Raw genomic sequence first — 17,053 nt, 5'->3', positions numbered from 1 at the left:
TGGCAATGATGTCGACCACATCGTGATCGGTTCGCGCGGCAGTTCGGTACTCCGCCGTTACCTCGGCAGCGTATCAACGCAAGTGGTAGCCCAGGCCGATTGCACGGTGACCGTTGTAAAGAGCCCCGGCAGCAGTTGAATCCTCCACCTCCGCATGCGGCTCGCCCGCTCCGGCAGTGCGCGCCAGCGCTTGCAACAGGAATAAGGCATTGGGCACGGCTGCGCCGTTGGCGGTATTGTCGAATACGCACCATACCTTGCTGCCCTCTTGCAAATAGGTTTTGATCCGTGCCGCCAGCGCTTCCAGAGAGGCATCAGAGTAACTTGAATAGTACATTTCGGGCGAGCCATGCAGCCGCAGATAGATCGTCGGCATATGTCCGGCAATGCTGTCGATGGCGACGGGAGTGACCCGGGGATCCGCGATGACGTACGACACATCCTGTTCATGCAGCATGTCGGCCGCTGCCGACGTGAACCAGCTTGCATGGCGCGGCTCGCACACCACATCGACCTCAACCATTTCTCGCAGGGCGACGAAAAAGCTGCGCGCATTCCCGGCATTGTAGGACAGCCGGGGCGGCAGTTGGACCAGCAGGCAATCCAGCTTGTTCCCGAGGTGCCGCACTTCTCCGATGAAGCGCTTCAGGGGTTCCCTGAATTCTTTCAGACGTAGTTCATGGGTGATGTGTTTCGGCACCTTGGCCGAGAAGCGAAATGTTTCGGGCACGCTGTCACGCCAGCGCACATAAATCACAGGACGGTGCGGGCGATAAAAGGAGGTGTTGATTTCGACCGCATTCAATACCTGCGCATAGCGCTGCAAATGACTGCCGTCAGCGGGAAAGTGTGCGCCGGCGGCGGAGGGAACACTCCAGCCTGCGCATCCAATGAATAGGGAAGAAGATGAGTTGTTTTGCATGCGATGTCCGATCCCGATTTGCGCCGCGGTGCACCAATTCCTTGACTGCATTGTTGGTATAGCGCTTAGACATTGTGCACTGCGAATTGATCCGCATCAGAAGCGGGAGCACAATCGAGTCACCGCACTCTGAGACCAGACCCGTGCACGAAGTCCATCATCGACTACATCCATGGGTGTGACGGAGAGCGAGTTCCACTGTATCGACTTTGCATAAGCATTCGTTGCGGGGAGCCGCGATATCGGCATGGTCGCCCAAGCCATGCACTGGAAATCAACTGCACCTGCGCCGCAGGAAGAGAGTCTTGAATGAAAGTGCATCAACAAGAAATTCTCAATCGACTCGCCTTTATCGATCGCACGATCATTCATGCGGCCAAGGCATGTCATCACGATGAGAATGTTCCGATGGAACTGAGGAATTGCGTGTTCCGTCTACGCCAGCGCTCCCGGCAGGCACAGCAAGCGCTGCGCGCACGGGATGAATCCCGGGTGCGGCAGAGTATTGATGACCTGACGCGAATCAGCGATGAAGCCCAGCATCGCCTGCACCCTTCCGATGGCATGACCTACGCATTGAAAAGCGCGGTGATTCTTACGCATATTGAATTGTCCGCCTTGCAGTATCGATTGGCCTGAGGTGATTGCTTACAGTTGGACGACATTACATGCCGGGCGGTTGTGACATTCTTAATGAAGAAGCATTGTTCTGCTGCGTACTGCGTCGAAAAATAGCCGTTCTGCAAACAAAAAGCACGGCCAAGCTGTAACAAGGCGTAAATGCCTTAGTGAAAGGCACAGGCGCTGCTTACATTAAAACCGTAATCAGCACGTCTGTGGAGGAAGCAATGCAACATATTCTGGCATGCATGGTGGCGGGCACCGTGTTTGGTGCCGGACTTGCGATCGCTACGGAGCCCGCCCCGGCCCCCGTTTCAGAGTCAAAACCGAAGCGCCATCTAGCGAAATTCGATGAGCAGTTCAAGACTGCGGACATCGATCAGGATGGCGCACTCAGCAAGGCCGAAGCGCAAAACGCCAACATGGACCGCGTGGTCAGCAGCTTCGACCGGCTGGACCTGAACAAAGACGGCAAGGTCACGCGCGAAGAGATTCGCCTGCTGCTTCGCAGCAGGCTATCGAGTTAGTCCCCGGGTTAGTGCGGGTTTGGCGCGAGATTGATTTCGCCCGGCAGCAAGGTATTTGCCGGCAGCGCTTCCTGGGTTTTCAAACGCTCATAGTAAGGCGTGAAGTCGGGGGTGGTCGCTTCAAACAATTGCTGGAAATCGCGGATCACGAAATACGTTTCCTGGTACGAATCGATCTTGTACAAGGTGCGCATCACACGCTCGACCTCAAACGGAATGCGCCGCGGCGCAGGGGCGGTCAGGCAGTATTCCACTTCACCGCCGGATGACAGGATGCCGGCGCCATAGGCACGCAACCCTTGCGGGCTTTCCATCAATCCGAATTCCACCGTGTACCAGTACAGCCGCGCCAGATAGGTCAGGCCATCGACCTTGAGCGCTTTCAATCCACCCTGTCCGTATTGTTGCATGTGGTCGGCAAAGATCGGGTTGAACAGCAGCGGCACATGACCAAAGAAATCGTGAAATACATCGGGCTCGACAATGTAATCGAATTCATGCGGATCGCGCAGCCAGACCGTCACCGGGAAACGGCGGTTGGCCAGATGCTCGAAGAAAGTCAGGTCCGGCACCAGGCCAGGCACGGCAACCAGTTCCCAACCGGTTGCCTTGTGCAGCGCCTCGGTGGTGCGGTCGAAACGCGGAATCTCCTCGCTGGCATCCATTTTCGCCAGGCTATCGATAAACACATCGCAGGCGCGGCCCGGAACCAGTTTCGCTTGGCGCTGATAGAGTCGGCGCCAGAGCGCATGCTGTTCTGGGGTATATGCCGACCAATCCTGCTGGACCACATAGTTGGCATCGCAGCGGCTATAGTCACCGCGCAATGTGCCGCCATCGGATTTTTCTTCCAGCGTCTTGAAAAAGTCCGCCTGGTCTACTGAGGTATTCATGATCGTGTCTCCAACACTGTGACGCGCGCCATGCGCAAATTCCTTTCGCACAGTATAGACAAGTTGCCAAAGCAGATAATTGCGATAGTTGCGCTACTTTGGTATTAGTGAGCAATAATATTGCTTATTAATTTCATATATTGGCCAAATATGCCCAAGATAGAACTGGATAAAACGGACCGCAAAATCCTTGCAATCTTGCAATCCGATGGCAGGCTGACCAATCAGGAAGTCGCGGAGCGGGTCAGCCTGTCGCCGTCGCCTTGCCTGCGCCGTATCAAAAGCCTGGAAGACCGTGGGGTAATACGCCAATACGTCGCCCTGCTGGATCCGGACAAGATCGGACTGGGCTTGCTAGCCTATGTCAATGTGCGGCTGGAAAAGCATAACGATGTGCATCCGGCCGGCGGGCGTTCGCCGCGCGCGGATTTTTCCGCATCGGTTGCAAACTGGCCGGAGGTTGTCGCCTGCTATGCGATGACCGGAGAAATGGATTATCTCTTGCGCGTCCATGTGGAAGACATGGAGCATTTCTCGCATTTCATGATGGAAACCTTGCTGCGGCATCCGGCGGTAATGGATGTGAAGTCCAGCTTCGCGCTGCAGAGGATCAAGGACACGACGGCCTTGCCGCTGGTGTGAAGCAGTCATTCCGCAGCGATCTGCGGAGAGTGCGTCTCACAAGCCCGGCAGGCTGCGCGTCATCCCTTGCCATTGCGGCTGGCTGACCGCAAGCAGCTCGCGTCCGAACTGCTCGGCCGGGACCGGCTTGCTCAGGTAATAGCCTTGCATCAGATCGCAGGATTGATCCTTGAGGAAGGCCAGCTGGGACGCGGTTTCCACGCCTTCGGCCACCACTTCCAGGCGCAGGCTGTGGGCCAGCGCGATGATGCCGGTGACGATGGATGCATCGTCCGCATCATGCGGTACATCGCGCACGAACGAGCGGTCGATCTTGATGATATCGACCGGGAAGCGCTTGAGATAGGATAGCGACGAATAACCGGTGCCGAAATCGTCGATCGACAGCCGCACGCCCAAGCTGCGCAGGCGATGCAATGCCTCCAGCGTATCCTGCGCGTTTTCCATCAAGGTGCTCTCGGTGATTTCGAGTTCCAGCAGACTGGCGGAAACACCGGTATCCGCCAGCGCCTGCTCGACCGAGCTCGCGAAATCCTTCTTCAGCAATTGCTTGACCGACAGGTTGACCGCCATCCGGATCGGCGGCAGGCCGGAGGCAATCCATGCCTGCAGCTGCGCGCATGCGGTACGCAATACCCATTCGCCGAGTGCGCTGATCAGCCCGGTTTCTTCGGCCAGCGGGATGAATTCTGCCGGCGACACCATGCCGCGCGTCGGATGGCGCCAGCGCACCAGCGCTTCCGCGCCGATGATCTTGCCGCTGTCGACCCGTGCCTGCGGCTGGTAATACACTTCCAGCTCGTTGCGATCCAGCGCACGGCGCAAGTCGTTTTCCATGCGCACATGCTCGGAAATCGAGTGTTCCATCGACGCTTCGAAGAACTGGAAACCGCTGCCGGTTTTCTTGGCACGGTACATCGCGGTATCCGCATGCTTGAGCAGCGTGCCGACATCGGTCGCATCATGCGGGTACATCGAAATGCCGACGCTGGTCGTGACAAAGATATCGTTCCCGTCGATCTGGAACGGCGTGGACAGTGCACGGCAGATATTTTGCGCAGCCGACACCGCCGCATTCGGGCCGACGATTTCCGCCAGCACCACCGTGAATTCATCGCCGCCGAGACGAGCGACGCAATCGGCATTGCGCACGCTGCGGCGCAGACGCTGCGCGACTGCCACCAGCAAGCGGTCGCCGACATCATGGCCGAGCGAATCATTGACATTCTTGAAGCGATCCAGGTCGAGGAACAGCACCGCCACCGATTCACCGGCAACGCGCGCCTGTTCAATCCGGCGCCCAAGTTGATCCATGAACAGCGCGCGGTTCGGCAAACCGGTCAGCAAATCGTTATAGGCGAGATGGCGAATCCGCTTTTCGGCCTGGTTGGCTTCGATGATGCGGCGCACCCGCTGCGACAGCACGGCAAAGTGGATAGGCTTGGGAATGTAGTCGCTGGCGCCGGCGGCAAACGCGCGCTCGACCGACTGGTTGTCTTCCAGCGCGGTAATCATCAGCACCGGAATCGCGCGCCCGTTGGGCAATTCCTGCACGCGCGCGCAAGCGGTAAACCCATCCATGACCGGCATCACCGCATCCATCAGGATCACGTCGGGTTGCATGCGCTTGAGCATTTGCAGCGCCTGCGCGCCGTCGGCGGCTTCCTCGACGCGGAAACCGTCGCGCTGCAGCGTGTGGCGCAGCGAGCTGCGGGTGCTGCGGTCGTCGTCAACCACCAGTACCTGGGCGATTTCCTCGCCTTCGCGCACGCTCAGCCGGTCTTCGATCAGGACTTCCGTGCCGAGCACCGCCGATACCGCATCAAACGCCTGCCGCAGGCGCCCGATCAAAGGACGGATTTCTTCAACCCTATGCTCGATCGCAAGCTCTTCGGCTTCCTTGGCAAGCTGCGCCAGCGTCGGCGCGCCGAGGTTGCCGCTGCTGCCCTTGATCGAATGTGCCATTGCGCGGGCCACGTCGGCATTGCCTTCCTGCACCGCTTGCTCAAGACGCGTCAGATAGTCTGGCGTGTCTTCGAGGAAGGGATTGACCGTCTGTTGCAGCGCGGGCCCGAGGATTTCACGCAGTTTGTCGAACACTTCATGGTCGAGCGGACTGCCATCGGCTTCGTAGGGGTCGACCTCGGGCAGCATCGCGCGTCCACTCGGCTCCAGGCGTGCCAGCCAGCGTTCCAGTTTTTGCCGCAGTTCGACCAAGGTGATTGGCTTGGCCAGGTAATCGTCCATGCCGGCGGCGAGGCATTTGTCCGCATCCCCGGGCTGGGTATTGGCGGTCATGGCGATAATCGGCGTGCGCAGGCCTAGCGTTTCCTCGAAATTGCGGATATGCGCGGTCGCTTCGTAGCCGTCCATCTCGGGCATGCTGCAATCCATCAGGATCAGGTCGAAGCGGCCGCGGCGAGCTGCTTCGACCGCCTCCCGGCCATTGGCGGCGAATTGGCATTCGCAACCGTTCATCGCCAGCATGCCGCCGGCCACCATCTGGTTGGTGCGGTTGTCTTCTGCAACCAGCACCCGGTAATCCTTGCTGTTGCCGCTTGCGGCCACCGGCGCGCTCGCCGCAAATGCGGGCGCTGGCATAGGCGCGCCCGGCAGCAGGCGGCGCACCGTATCCAACAGACGCTCCAGCCGCAAGGGCTTGCCCAGGTAAAGATCGGCGCCGAGCGAGCTGCTGCCCATCGGCGACGCATAGCGGTCCAGCACCAGCAAACGTGGCACCACGGCCCCGATTTCTATGCGCAGGCGGCGCACCAGATCGGTCCCACGGTCGTCGGTGGTGTCGATATCCATGATGGCTAGCTGGTAAGGCGAATGCGCCTGTTCGCCCCGTGCCAGTTCGGACAAGGCTTCCGCTCCGTTCGATACGGCGTGACAACGCATGCCTGCCTGCTCGAGGCTTTGACAGACGAAACTGCGTACGATCAGGCTTTCTTCGATCACCAGCACGCGCACGCCGCGCAATGCGGTATCGTCGGCCACGGCCGGCTGGTTGATGCCTGCCTTGCATCGGGTTTCAAACCAGAAGGTACTGCCCTTGCCCAGTTCGCTCGATACGCCGATCTCGCCACGCATCAGCACGACCAGTTGCTTGCAGATCGCCAGGCCAAGGCCTGTGCCGCCATATTTGCGCGTGGTGGAACGGTCGGCTTGCGCGAAGGATTCGAAAATATGCTTGACGGCGTCCGGGCTCATGCCGATGCCGGTATCGACGACATTGCAATGCAGGATCAGGTTGTCGCCTTCGGCCGGCATGACCGCGACATGCACCGCGACTTCGCCGTGTTCGGTGAACTTGACCGCGTTGCTGATCAGGTTGAGCAAGACCTGGCGCAGGCGCAGTGAATCGCCACGGATGCGCTCCGGCACGCCGGGCGCCATCAGGTAACCAAGTTCCAATCCCTTCTGCTGAGCCTGCTTGGCCAACAGCTCGATCACTTCTTCGATCAGCTTGCGCAAATCGAATTCGATTTCTTCCAGTTCGAGCTTGCCGGCTTCCATCTTCGAAAAATCGAGGATGTCGTTGATCAGCTCGATCAGTGCACGGGAGGAATTCCATGCGATATCGACGCATTCCTGCTGACGCTTGGTCAGGCGCATTTCCTTGAGCATGTCGAGCATGCCGACCACACCGTTGAGCGGCGTGCGTACTTCATGGCTGACGGTGGCGGCAAACTGGGTCTTGGTCAGCGCGGTGCGCACCGCATCGTCGCGCGACTGCTTGAGTTCGGCTTCGCGTTCTTCCAGCACATCCATCATCTTGTTGAACGCATGCGCCATCTCGACGATGTCGCGCGGGCCGCCCGGCGTCGCGCGCATGCCGGATTCGCCGGCCTCGGCGCGACCCATCAGCATGGACAAGGCATTGAGCGGCCGGATCATATGCCGCGCCAGCAAGCGCATAATGCCCAGCAAGACTGCCGCAAACGACAGGGTGATGGCAAGGTTGCCGATCAGGAGCGAAGTCACGAGCCGGTTCAATGTGCCCTTGCCGATCACCACATGCACATAGCCGAGCAGTTGCGGCTTGGCGTCATGCATGTCGAACGGCGATGAAACGGACTGGCCGCCATAGACCGGCGCACTGAAATGCCATTGGCTGCTGCTTTCGCTGTCGAGCACTGCAAGCGCGGCGCTGGCACCGCTCTGCCGGGCTTGCTGCGTCTGCTTGCCTAATGCTTCCACTCCCGGCTTGGCTTGCGACAGCAGCGGAGCGCCAGCGGGATCGGTAATCTCCACCTGCAACACATCGGGAAAGGCGAGCGTGGCGGCGACGCCGTCACGTACATTGTCGGGTGAGCGATACAGCAATGCCAGAATACTCTGACGTGCCAGGTTTTCCGCAATGCGCTGCCCTTGCTCGACCAGATAGCCTTCCATGCGGCGGCTGGCTTCCCAGGAATTCATCAGCGATGAAAACAGGGCAAGTCCTAGAATGGCGGCACTTACCGTGATCGTCAGTTGGCGGCGGAAGCCGGTACGGCTGAAGTAGTGGCGCAGCATGGAGGTTCAGGATTTCGGTTGTCGCGTTGTAAAGGCACGCGTATGCAGGGCGATGTCGGGCAGCGGCTGAATAGGGGCAGTGCTGTCGTTATTCATCATGGCTCCGGAAAAATGGCATCGAAACTGCGTTGTTGCTGGTACCCGATACTTAAACCGATGTGGTTGGCGGTTCTGATGTTGACGGCCATCTGTACGTCACGCAGCGGAAAGATGCCGCGCCGGCGCGGATCGTTGGCGAGCACGCCGAGCGCGGCAGCGGCCAGCGTGCGGCCAAGCTCGACATTATTCGGATACAGCGCGAACAGGGCGCCTTTCTTCACATGCAGAAAACTGCTGGAAAACACCGCGACGTTGCGGTTCCATGCTTCCTTCAAGGCCAGCGGCAGAATCGTGGTTTCATCGACCGTGGTGGAATCCTGCGGCAGCCAGATGGCGTCACGCTTGCTGTCGCTGACGGCGAATGCGTTTTCATACAGCCGGGCCGCGCTGGCAAGATCGCGCGCTTCGAGCGCCACGAGTTCCAGCCCCTGGGCGCGTGCGGCTTCGCGTGCAATCCGGATCAGCCAGTCGTTTTGCTGCGGATTGTAGACAACGGTCACACGCCTGACCGACGGCACCAGGCCCTTGAGGCGAGCAAACAGGAGGTTGGGATCGGGCGTCAGGCTGATGCTGGTCACACTGCGATTGTCGGTCTCGGGTACCGCCAGCACAGCGCCCACTACCACCGGAATGTCGCGGTCGATGGCGGACATGGCTTTCAGCCCTTGCCGCCCCAGGGCGATCACAACCTTGGTCCCGTTGCGCTTGAGCTGGCTACCGAGTTCGGCGGTCTCGGCTGCATTCGCTCCGATCGGATAGGACCGCACGGCGGATCGTGCGCCGTCCTCGATGCCTTCGATGATTCTTGCGAAGATGCTGCGATATGGTTCGCCCAGATCCGGATAAACCACCGCAACCGCCCCGTTTGCAGGCGACTCATTGCGACGCGGCGGATCCCCCGCTTCCGCCAGCAGGATGGTGCCGATTTTTCCATTGGCCGACGCGACTCCGGGCACGATCGCCGACAACAGGCTCAGCGCGACGCACAGAATGCGGGCACCGGACCTGGCCATGCTGCTTAGCGAACCTTGAGCGGCAAACATATCGTTATCAACATAAACAATGTTGGACGGCGCCAGAAGCATTTTTACAAGCGCTCTTAACCATGTGACGCTGCTCCCAGGCGCGGTTCCAGTATGCGGATGATCGCATCCGCACTGTCCTCGACCGTCATGCTGCCGGTATCGATGCATACTTCCGGCGTTTCCGGCGCTTCATAGGGTGCGCTGATGCCGGTGAATTCCCGGATTTCTCCGGCGCGCACCTTTTTGTACAGTCCCTTGGGATCGCGCTCTTCGCAGACGCTCAGCTGGGCGCTCAGATACGCTTCGATGAAGCAATCCGCACCGACGATGGCGCGCGCTGCGGCCCGGTCTTCGCGGTACGGCGAGATAAATGAGGTGATCACCAGCAGCCCTGCTTCATTGAACAGCTTGGCAACCTCGGCGATCCGGCGAATATTTTCCTTGCGGTCCGCAGGCGAAAAACCGAGATCGCGGCTCAGTCCGTGCCGCACATTGTCGCCATCCATCACGAAAGCGGCATGCCCGCGCGCGACGAGCCGGCGCTCAAGCTCGAATGCGATGGTCGATTTGCCGGAGCCGGAAAGACCGGTCAGCCACACGGTCGCGGGTTGCTGGCGCAACAGGCGTGCACGATCGGAAGATGCCACCTTGCTGCTATGCCAGCTGATATCGGCGCTTACCCTGCCGCCGACTACGCCGGCGATATCGACCAAGTTCGGGCGCGCGTTCATTTGCCCTCGTAGGCAATAGCGTAGCGTTCGCGCACGAACATCATGCGGCGATCCACTTCGTCGGCGCTGGTGCCGAAGTCTTCCAGAGCATAGCGGTGACCGCCATGCAGGTTTTCGCTTTCGCTGGCGGACAGCCAGGCTTGCATTTCCTGCTCGCCCTGCGGCGTGAATTCCATGCCGGCGAATGCATAAATTCTGTGCATCGCCGCGCGCCAATCGCGATTCATGTCGTCGTAGTGCACATCCATTTGCTGGGCGGCGGGAATCTGTTCGCGCGCATCGATTGCGCGCCGCGCCGCCTGCTCGCAGAAATCCATCCACACATCGCGCGTCCTGGCGCGGCACGGCACATCGGTATGCTGCACGGCGAAATACCACATCAGCGACATGACCGAGCCCACTGTCTTGAGCGGGTCGCGATGGGTGAACACCAGCCGCGCGTCCGGAAACACCTTCAGCAAGGTGTCGAGGTCAAGCATGTGCTGAGGGTTCTTCAAGACCCAGCGCTTGTCGGCGCCATCGCCGCGCGACCAGGAAATCAGCTTCATCAGCTTGGCGGTATAGCGATAGACCTCGGTCTTGTCGTAGTCGAGAAACCAGCGGTAGTAGCTCGGCACATGAAACATGCCGAGCACGGAAAAACCGCAGAAGGAATGGTTAAGCAGCAGCATGTCTTCTTCCGGCCAGTCCGCATCCATGGGATGGGCGATATGGCCACCGGTATAGATCTGCTTTCCCATGTCCAGGAATTGCCGGACCTCTTCACGCCGGGCTTGTTTGCCCATCTCGGGCTGGCCCGGACGCGGCGCCGGGTTGAAACCTTCCCATGTCTTCAGATGCTGCAGGCGCGTATCGGTTGCCATCATGCGCTGCAGGCGCGTGGTGCCGGAGCGATGCGGCCCGACGATGACGATCGGCGTCTCGATGTTCTGCGCCAGAATTTCGGGATGCGCTTCAAAACAGGCATTGGCCCATAAGCGGTTTTTCAATGACCGGATGGTGCGCATGCGGGCATTGAAACGTCCGAACGGATTGAGGTCGGCTTCGGTCTCGAGCGATTGCAGCAGCATGCGCAGGGGCGCAAGGAAGCTTTCATCGCCAAAGCGTTCAAGTCCGGTTTCGGCGCGGGCAGCCGCGATCAGCGATTCCTCGGACAGGTCGATCTTCTTTTGTCCGAACAGATTCCACAACCGCGTGCTGCGGTTGAATTTCGTGACGAACGGCGGTTGATAATGCGTACTCGGCTTGTTATCCATCGTGTTATTCCGGCATGGCCTGCGCGGCTGCGCAGACTGCCTTATTGTTGTTGTAGCGAGGGTCGCGCCACGTCTGGCCGACTGTATCGCTGTATTTGTTCGAGAATATGGTGTCGCGGACATTTGCCCGTCACATGCTGTACGCCGCCTGTAGATAAAGTGCGCGCGGCGCCAGCGGCAAATCATTGGGGATCAGGCCTGGCGCAGGGCTGGGCTCGCGCGCATCGGCGTTGAACAGGTTGCGCACCGTGGCACCGAACTCCCACTGTCCTTTGCCGCGACTGGTACGCAAGGACAGATCGACCGTCTTGTAGTCGGCGATCGGGGGACGGGTATCGCCCGCGGCGCGTTTGCGGTCGGCGACCCAGTTGAGCTGCGTGCTGGCCAGCCATCCGGTGGTCAAGCGCCAGTCGGCGCGCGTATAAAGATGGTGGTGCGGCGCATAGCCGGCATCGGTGCCGGTCGTCTCGTCGATCGAACGCTGATAGGAGTAGTTGCCCGATAGCCGCACGGTGCGGCTCGCATCCCATACCGCTTCGAGTTCCATGCCGCGGCCGTGCTGGCCGCCGGCATTGTTGAAGGTCGATCCAAGGACCGGCGCCGGGTTGGGCGTGGCACGGATGATGTCATCCATGTTGTAGCGGAAGATGCTCAGGTTGAGTTGCAGATCGCGTCGCGCCTGCCACGAGAATGCCGCTTCCAGCGTATTGATGGTTTCCGGATTCAGGTCGGCATTGCCGCGTTGCACCGGATTATTGATGCTGTACTGCTCGGAAAACGAGGGCGCGCGAAACGCCCTGCCATACAGCAGTTTGGCAGTCAGGTCGAGCGCCGCATCCCAGACCAGCGCAAGCCGCGGATTGGTGGTGCCGCCAAAATCCGAATAACGGTCATGCCGCACGCCGGCAGTCAGCGCCCAATCGCGTGCGAACTGCCATTCATCCTGCACATACAGGTAGTTGATTTTCCGGCGCTGCGGCAGCATGAATGGCTGTATCGTCGAATAGTCTTCGACCGGACGGCCGGTAGGAACCGGCACGCCGGCCGGATTAAATATGTAATTCTTGAACGTCCGGGTTTCGTACAGATTGAGGTCGTCATGCCCTACACCGAAGCGCAGGCTATGGTTTTCAAAGCCGGAATAGGTGGCAAACGCGGACAGGCGCAACTGCCGCTCGGACGTATCGGGATGACCGATCATCCCCTGCGGGAACGACCCGGTCGGCAATACCGTGCCCGGCGGGAACAACTGCAGATTGACCGGGATGCGTTGCCGGTACTCGAAATAGCTGGCGGTGACGCCGCCGCCCCAACCATTGGCAAGGTGGGCATCGGTCCACGACAGATCGGTATTGAAGCGTTCGCTTTTTTCCTTGCCGACCGGATCCAGTGCCGAGGAAATGCCGGCGCCGGTGCCGAGGTCGTCGCGCAGCTTGTAGCCGACATTGGCGCGCCATTTTTCGTAGCCTAGCGCAAGCTGCGCGTCGACTGCGTCATAACCGACGTTGACCGGCCCTGGTGCAAGGCTGGCGCGGGTGCCGGCGGCAAGGTCGCGCGCGGTCTGCGCATCGGCTTCGATGATGCGCTTGTGGCCATCGGTGCTGCCAACCTGCAGATAGGCCGACACATCGATATCGCCTGCGGTGCCGCCATGCTGGGCCCAGGCGCTGCGCGTGCCGAAGGAGCCGGCGCGCAAGCCCGCGCGAGTGCCCCGCTGATCGGCGGCGGTCTTGGTAATGATGTTGATGACGCCGGAATAGGCATCCGCGCCATACAGGGCGGAGCCGGGTCCGCGAATGATTTCGATGCGGGCGATGTTCTCGACCGGATAGCCGCCCCAGATATTGCCCTTGTTGCCCTGAAACAGGGTCGTCATCGGCACGCCGTTCTGCAGCAGCAGGGTTTGCGGATTCTGCCCGCTGTAGATACCCCGTATCAGGTATAGCGAGCTATAGGTATTCGGAGCATTGCTGACATGGATACCCGGCACGGTTTCAAGCACATCGTCGAGGTCGACCGCCCCCATGGCGGCGATGTCTTCAGCGGTAATGACCGTGGCGACGGCGGGCGCACGGCGCAATTTCTGCTTGCTGCCGGTTGCAATGCTGATGGTTGATTTGTCACCGTAGACCAGTGTCAGGTCTTCTTCCTCAGCGCTATCTGCGGCATGGGCAACCGGTACGGCGAGGAGCAAGGATGCAACAGCAAAGGGAAGCGCATAAACGGATTTCATCGGTTCCCTCACTCTTGTTGTTGTGCAATGCGGTAACAGTCTAGTGCAACGGTCTTCATCAGTCCATTCCGGGGAGCAAATTTTTCACACGCCCGCAACAGCTTGCCAGAACGGATTTCACTTTCGCCATGACCGCTTGCCCGGCCCAGTGTAAGCAACACCGTCACAGGGAGTCGGAAAGAGTGCACCTTCCGGTTTTTCGGCAGCCTCCACCAAGCAGGGCGGCATCCCGGCCAGAAAAAGCGGCACGCGGAACAACTGGAATTCACGCGGCGACAGTCCCATATCCGCACCGAGAGCCGCCGTCATCGCCGCATAATTCATTTTCAGCGAAGGCTTGCCGAGCTCGGCCAGGGTCTGCTCGACCTCGAACGCCATCTTGAAGAAGCGCCCTTCGGCCAGTCCCAGCGACCGCGCCAGACCGCCCAGCCACGGCAGGCGCTCGTCATGCGCGTCGATCGGGCGACCATAGCCGTAGATATAGCGCGCGGCCAGTTCTTGTTCCACAAATGCACGCAGCGACTGGCCGGCGTCGACTGCCCGCCCGGCCCGCTGGAAAAAATCGATCGCCCGCAAGCCGGGCCCGCCGCCGTAAATGCGGGCTTCGGACACCGCCAGCGCCGCTGCCACGCCCAGCACCGGCGAACTGCGCACGCTGCCGGCCAGCGCGGCAACACGATTATTCCAGAGCCGGGTATCCGGATAGCTGGTGTTGACCCAGATGCCATGCAGCAGCCTGACTTGTTGCGCCGTGAAGCGGCGACCGGTGATGCCGTACAGGTACAGCGCCATCCAGTCCGCGTCGTTGAATTCCTGATGCAGGTCGACGCCGCGAAACACCGCGCGGCTGCCCGGCCAGCAGGCGCCGACGCGCGTGCGCAGGATGCCGACATGCGATTCGAGCAATATGGGGCCGTTCATGTTGCCTCCTTGCGCGCGGGGTCGTCTTCCAGTTCGACTGGATAGAACGGGAATTGGGTGTAATCCTTGCGCTGCTGTTCCAATGCATGGGCGGCGGCGCCCGGCAGGCGCAGCAACAGATACAGCATTTCGCCCTCGGCAGGGTTAAAACCCAGATCGGCAAACGCCGCCGCAGCGACGCCGCTCATTTCCAGGCCCATGTCCAGCGCTTCTTCCAAGGCGCGGCGCTGCTGCTGCAACCAGCGCAGACGTGGCGTGCCCTCAATCCGCGCCAGGGCGTCGAGCAACGCGCAGGTAGCGCCGGCCGCCGTCTTTGCATGCGGCTCGAATCCCGGCGGATGCTCGGCTTGCGGCCATACATCGGCGCTCGATCGGGGAGTGTTCGCCGCTCCGCTCTTCCATGCGTCGGCATCCATCCCGCATTGCGCCCAGAGCAGCATTGCATCATGCACATCGCGCGCGCCGTGATAGCGCCCCGCCCCGACGCCCAGCGCGGCCATCAGTGAAGCGGCTGCGTTCGAGCCGGCAATGCCGCCGCACATGGCGGCATGCACCGAAGGATCGCGCGGACCGGGATTGGCCAGGCCGACCGCCAGCGCTTCGAGCAGATCGAGCGCAGCCGGAGTGGGCAACTCGGGGCGAAACAGAAGGAACAGCATCTCGACCCAGCGCGCATTGCCCACCATTTCGCCGTACACGTCATAGCCACGGCAATACGCGGCACGAGTCGCAAAGCGATTTCCGGGTTCGGGTTCTTCCTGCCAGATCTCGGTATGGATCAGCGGTAGCGGTCTTTCGCTCAATTCCTTGTCTTTCATGAATGGCCGGTGTTTATTTACATTGCGGTGCCGAGCACCCGCATGCGCACGCCGATCGGCGGCACTTCTTCCGCATCGATCTGCACGTCAAGCAGGGTCGGGCCCGGGTGCCGGGAAATGGCGTCGATATCCAGCGCCGCCAGATCCGCCGCATTCCGGATGGTGTAGGCAGCTGCACCCTGAGCCCTGGCCAGCATGGCGAAATCGGTTGGCGGCAACGCGAAGGCGATGGCTTCCGCACCGGCCAGCCGCTGTCCATGCTTGACCATGCCGAGCGCAGCATCATTGAGCACGACAAAGATCACGGTCAATCTTTCAGCAACCGCGACCGATAGCTCTTGCCCGTTCATCAGCATGCTGCCGTCGCCGGTGATGCACACCACCGGCCCATCCGGGTTGCCAAGGGCAGTGCCGACGGCCCCGCCGATGGCCCATCCCATGGGGGCGAAATCCATTGTGGTGCGCAGCCAGCCGCCGATGCTGTCGGGACCGCGTTCGTCCGGATGTTCGATTTGGGGGGAGAGATGATGGACCGCCCAGGCGACGCTGTTGCCGGCGTCGGCCAGATACCGTGTCGTGGCAGGAAACAATCGTCCCAGCTCATGCATCAGTTGTTGCGGCTTGACCGGGCCGGCGGGCGCTTGCGCGGCAACCGCCGGCAGCGCGGCCAGACGCGGTTCGGTCAATGCCGGCGACAGGTGTTGACGCGCTTCGAAATGCTCGTGCAGGCGTTCGAAGATGGTCAGGATGCGGCCGGATACATGCAATTTCGCCATTGGCGTGCGCGCCAGATGATCATCCGATTCATCGATATGCACGAGGCGGGTATTGAGCAGCGAATCGCTCCAGCCACTGCTGGTCCATTCATTCATGCTGCTGCCGATGGCAAGGATCAGGTCCACCGACGTGTCGCGCAGGACGGCTTCCGCCGATGCATGGCCGGCAAAACCGAATACGCCCCGATACAAGGGATGGCGCGGATCGACCAGTCCCTTGCCGTCGGGCGTCGTCACAAACGCCGCGCGCCTGCGTTCGGCCAGGCTCAGGATCGATGCGATCGCTTCGCCGCACCAGCCGCCGACCAGAAACACCGGATTAACGGCCTGATCGAGCAATTGCGCCAGCCTTTCCACCGCCTGCCCGTCCAGCATCGAAGAGGGCTGAAGCATGGTGCGCAAGTCGTAGGAAGGCGCGGCCACCGCCGCCGGGCTTTTCAGGATATCAAGCGGGATGCTGAGATGAACCGGTCCGCGCGGTGTGCGCGTTGCCCGCATCAGGGCCGCGATCAGCTTCGCTTCGAGCTGTTCGGGATGCGAAATCAGGGAATTGTACCGGGTGCAATGACGGAACATCGCCAGGGTATTGATACCGGTGCACGACGATTCCTGCAGCGCGCGCTTGCCGAATCCTGGCAATGCCGGCTGGCCGGTAATGACCAGCATGGGAATGCCGTTGTCGTAGGCGCATGCCACGCCGGTGATCAGATTGGTTGCTCCAGGGCCGGACGTCGCACAGCACACCCCTATCCGGCCGGTTTCGCGGGTATAACCGTCGGCCATGAATGCCGCCCCTGCTTCATGACGCGCAACCACAGGGCGCGGTCCGCCGCGTCGACTGCTCTGGGCGAGGGCATTGTATAAGGGCTCGATCGCACCACCCGGCACGCCAAACACATGCTCGACACCGAGCTGTTCGAGGTAGGCGACCAGCAGGCCCGCGATATTGAGCGGGGAGGATGGCTGTTGTTCCGGCCAACCCGCATCATTGGATGCGAGTGAATCAGTAAAGCGCATGCGGGAATATCCTGGATGATGAGTTCAGCCACCGATCTCCGACGGCGCGAA

The 17,053-nt window shown here is 60.7% G+C and carries 13 protein-coding genes and 1 pseudogene; 4 read left to right on the top strand and 10 right to left on the bottom strand.

The window, feature by feature from the left end; genetic code table 11:
• Positions 1-22 precede the first annotated feature (22 nt).
• Positions 23-67 (top strand): annotated as a pseudogene (locus D3871_RS30690) (hypothetical protein); the annotation flags it as partial.
• Between the two features lie 6 nt (positions 68-73).
• Here D3871_RS30690 and D3871_RS03030 read toward each other — a convergent pair.
• Complete coding sequence (locus D3871_RS03030; protein ID WP_119767559.1) at positions 74-922, bottom strand: DUF72 domain-containing protein; 849 nt, start codon at positions 920-922, stop codon at positions 74-76.
• Between the two features lie 309 nt (positions 923-1,231).
• Here D3871_RS03030 and D3871_RS03025 point away from each other — a divergent pair, with 309 nt between their 5' ends.
• Together D3871_RS03025 and D3871_RS03020 are read left to right on the top strand one after the other, a co-directional pair.
• Positions 1,232-1,561: a hypothetical protein gene (locus D3871_RS03025; RefSeq protein ID WP_119767558.1), complete on the top strand. Its 330-nt coding sequence runs from the start codon at positions 1,232-1,234 to the stop codon at positions 1,559-1,561.
• 209 nt (positions 1,562-1,770) lie between these two features.
• Complete coding sequence (locus D3871_RS03020; RefSeq protein WP_119767557.1) at positions 1,771-2,070, top strand: EF-hand domain-containing protein; 300 nt, start codon at positions 1,771-1,773, stop codon at positions 2,068-2,070.
• A gap of 8 nt (positions 2,071-2,078) precedes the next feature.
• On the opposite strand, the gene phhA is transcribed toward D3871_RS03020, so the two are convergent.
• Complete coding sequence (gene phhA / locus D3871_RS03015) at positions 2,079-2,963, bottom strand: phenylalanine 4-monooxygenase (RefSeq protein ID WP_119767556.1); 885 nt, start codon at positions 2,961-2,963, stop codon at positions 2,079-2,081.
• Positions 2,964-3,113: 150 nt separating this feature from the next.
• Between phhA and D3871_RS03010 the strand changes: the two genes are divergently transcribed.
• Positions 3,114-3,605: an Lrp/AsnC family transcriptional regulator gene (locus tag D3871_RS03010; protein ID WP_119767555.1), complete on the top strand. Its 492-nt coding sequence runs from the start codon at positions 3,114-3,116 to the stop codon at positions 3,603-3,605.
• Positions 3,606-3,641: 36 nt separating this feature from the next.
• Here D3871_RS03010 and D3871_RS03005 read toward each other — a convergent pair whose 3' ends face one another.
• The 8 genes from D3871_RS03005 to D3871_RS02970 all read right to left on the bottom strand — a co-directional run bounded on the left by D3871_RS03005 (position 3,642) and on the right by D3871_RS02970 (position 17,002).
• Positions 3,642-8,126, bottom strand: coding sequence for an EAL domain-containing protein (locus D3871_RS03005; RefSeq protein ID WP_119767554.1), 4,485 nt, complete (start codon positions 8,124-8,126; stop codon positions 3,642-3,644).
• A gap of 95 nt (positions 8,127-8,221) precedes the next feature.
• Positions 8,222-9,268 (bottom strand): ABC transporter substrate-binding protein, encoded by a 1,047-nt coding sequence (locus D3871_RS03000; protein WP_233575493.1) that lies wholly within the window; start codon positions 9,266-9,268, stop codon positions 8,222-8,224.
• A gap of 56 nt (positions 9,269-9,324) precedes the next feature.
• Positions 9,325-9,981 (bottom strand): adenylyl-sulfate kinase, encoded by a 657-nt coding sequence (gene cysC / locus D3871_RS02995; protein ID WP_119767553.1) that lies wholly within the window; start codon positions 9,979-9,981, stop codon positions 9,325-9,327.
• Complete coding sequence (locus D3871_RS02990) at positions 9,978-11,237, bottom strand: sulfotransferase family protein (RefSeq protein WP_158597864.1); 1,260 nt, start codon at positions 11,235-11,237, stop codon at positions 9,978-9,980. The genes cysC and D3871_RS02990 overlap by 4 nt, the downstream gene beginning before the upstream one ends.
• A gap of 130 nt (positions 11,238-11,367) precedes the next feature.
• The gene (locus D3871_RS02985) at positions 11,368-13,470 is read right to left on the bottom strand and encodes a TonB-dependent receptor plug domain-containing protein (protein WP_119767551.1); all 2,103 of its coding nucleotides are present in this window, start codon (positions 13,468-13,470) and stop codon (positions 11,368-11,370) included.
• 117 nt (positions 13,471-13,587) lie between these two features.
• Complete coding sequence (locus D3871_RS02980) at positions 13,588-14,391, bottom strand: citrate/2-methylcitrate synthase (RefSeq protein ID WP_119767550.1); 804 nt, start codon at positions 14,389-14,391, stop codon at positions 13,588-13,590.
• The gene (locus D3871_RS02975; RefSeq protein ID WP_199724718.1) at positions 14,388-15,209 is read right to left on the bottom strand and encodes a citrate synthase family protein; all 822 of its coding nucleotides are present in this window, start codon (positions 15,207-15,209) and stop codon (positions 14,388-14,390) included. The genes D3871_RS02980 and D3871_RS02975 overlap by 4 nt, the downstream gene beginning before the upstream one ends.
• A gap of 17 nt (positions 15,210-15,226) precedes the next feature.
• Positions 15,227-17,002 (bottom strand): thiamine pyrophosphate-binding protein, encoded by a 1,776-nt coding sequence (locus D3871_RS02970; RefSeq protein WP_119767549.1) that lies wholly within the window; start codon positions 17,000-17,002, stop codon positions 15,227-15,229.
• Positions 17,003-17,053 lie beyond the last annotated feature (51 nt).

This window comes from Noviherbaspirillum saxi (assembly GCF_003591035.1).
Taxonomy (GTDB): Bacteria; Pseudomonadota; Gammaproteobacteria; order Burkholderiales; family Burkholderiaceae_D; genus Noviherbaspirillum; species Noviherbaspirillum saxi.
The sequence above is the reverse complement of the archived record's forward strand: the minus strand, read 5'-3'. Positions and strand labels throughout refer to the sequence as shown.

What these genes read in the sequence shown, in the direction of transcription:
- D3871_RS03000 (WP_233575493.1), bottom strand. Translation starts at nt 9,268, where the DNA reads ATGTTTGCCGCTCAAGGTTCGCTAAGCAGCATGGCCAGGTCCGGTGCC.
- D3871_RS02975 (WP_199724718.1), bottom strand. Translation starts at nt 15,209, where the DNA reads ATGAAAGACAAGGAATTGAGCGAAAGACCGCTACCGCTGATCCATACC.
- D3871_RS02980 (WP_119767550.1), bottom strand. Translation starts at nt 14,391, where the DNA reads ATGAACGGCCCCATATTGCTCGAATCGCATGTCGGCATCCTGCGCACG.
- D3871_RS03030 (WP_119767559.1), bottom strand. Translation starts at nt 922, where the DNA reads ATGCAAAACAACTCATCTTCTTCCCTATTCATTGGATGCGCAGGCTGG.
- D3871_RS03025 (WP_119767558.1), top strand. Translation starts at nt 1,232, where the DNA reads ATGAAAGTGCATCAACAAGAAATTCTCAATCGACTCGCCTTTATCGAT.
- D3871_RS02990 (WP_158597864.1), bottom strand. Translation starts at nt 11,237, where the DNA reads ATGGATAACAAGCCGAGTACGCATTATCAACCGCCGTTCGTCACGAAA.
- D3871_RS03020 (WP_119767557.1), top strand. Translation starts at nt 1,771, where the DNA reads ATGCAACATATTCTGGCATGCATGGTGGCGGGCACCGTGTTTGGTGCC.
- phhA (WP_119767556.1), bottom strand. Translation starts at nt 2,963, where the DNA reads ATGAATACCTCAGTAGACCAGGCGGACTTTTTCAAGACGCTGGAAGAA.
- D3871_RS03010 (WP_119767555.1), top strand. Translation starts at nt 3,114, where the DNA reads ATGCCCAAGATAGAACTGGATAAAACGGACCGCAAAATCCTTGCAATC.
- D3871_RS03005 (WP_119767554.1), bottom strand. Translation starts at nt 8,126, where the DNA reads ATGCTGCGCCACTACTTCAGCCGTACCGGCTTCCGCCGCCAACTGACG.
- D3871_RS02970 (WP_119767549.1), bottom strand. Translation starts at nt 17,002, where the DNA reads ATGCGCTTTACTGATTCACTCGCATCCAATGATGCGGGTTGGCCGGAA.
- D3871_RS02985 (WP_119767551.1), bottom strand. Translation starts at nt 13,470, where the DNA reads ATGAAATCCGTTTATGCGCTTCCCTTTGCTGTTGCATCCTTGCTCCTC.
- cysC (WP_119767553.1), bottom strand. Translation starts at nt 9,981, where the DNA reads ATGAACGCGCGCCCGAACTTGGTCGATATCGCCGGCGTAGTCGGCGGC.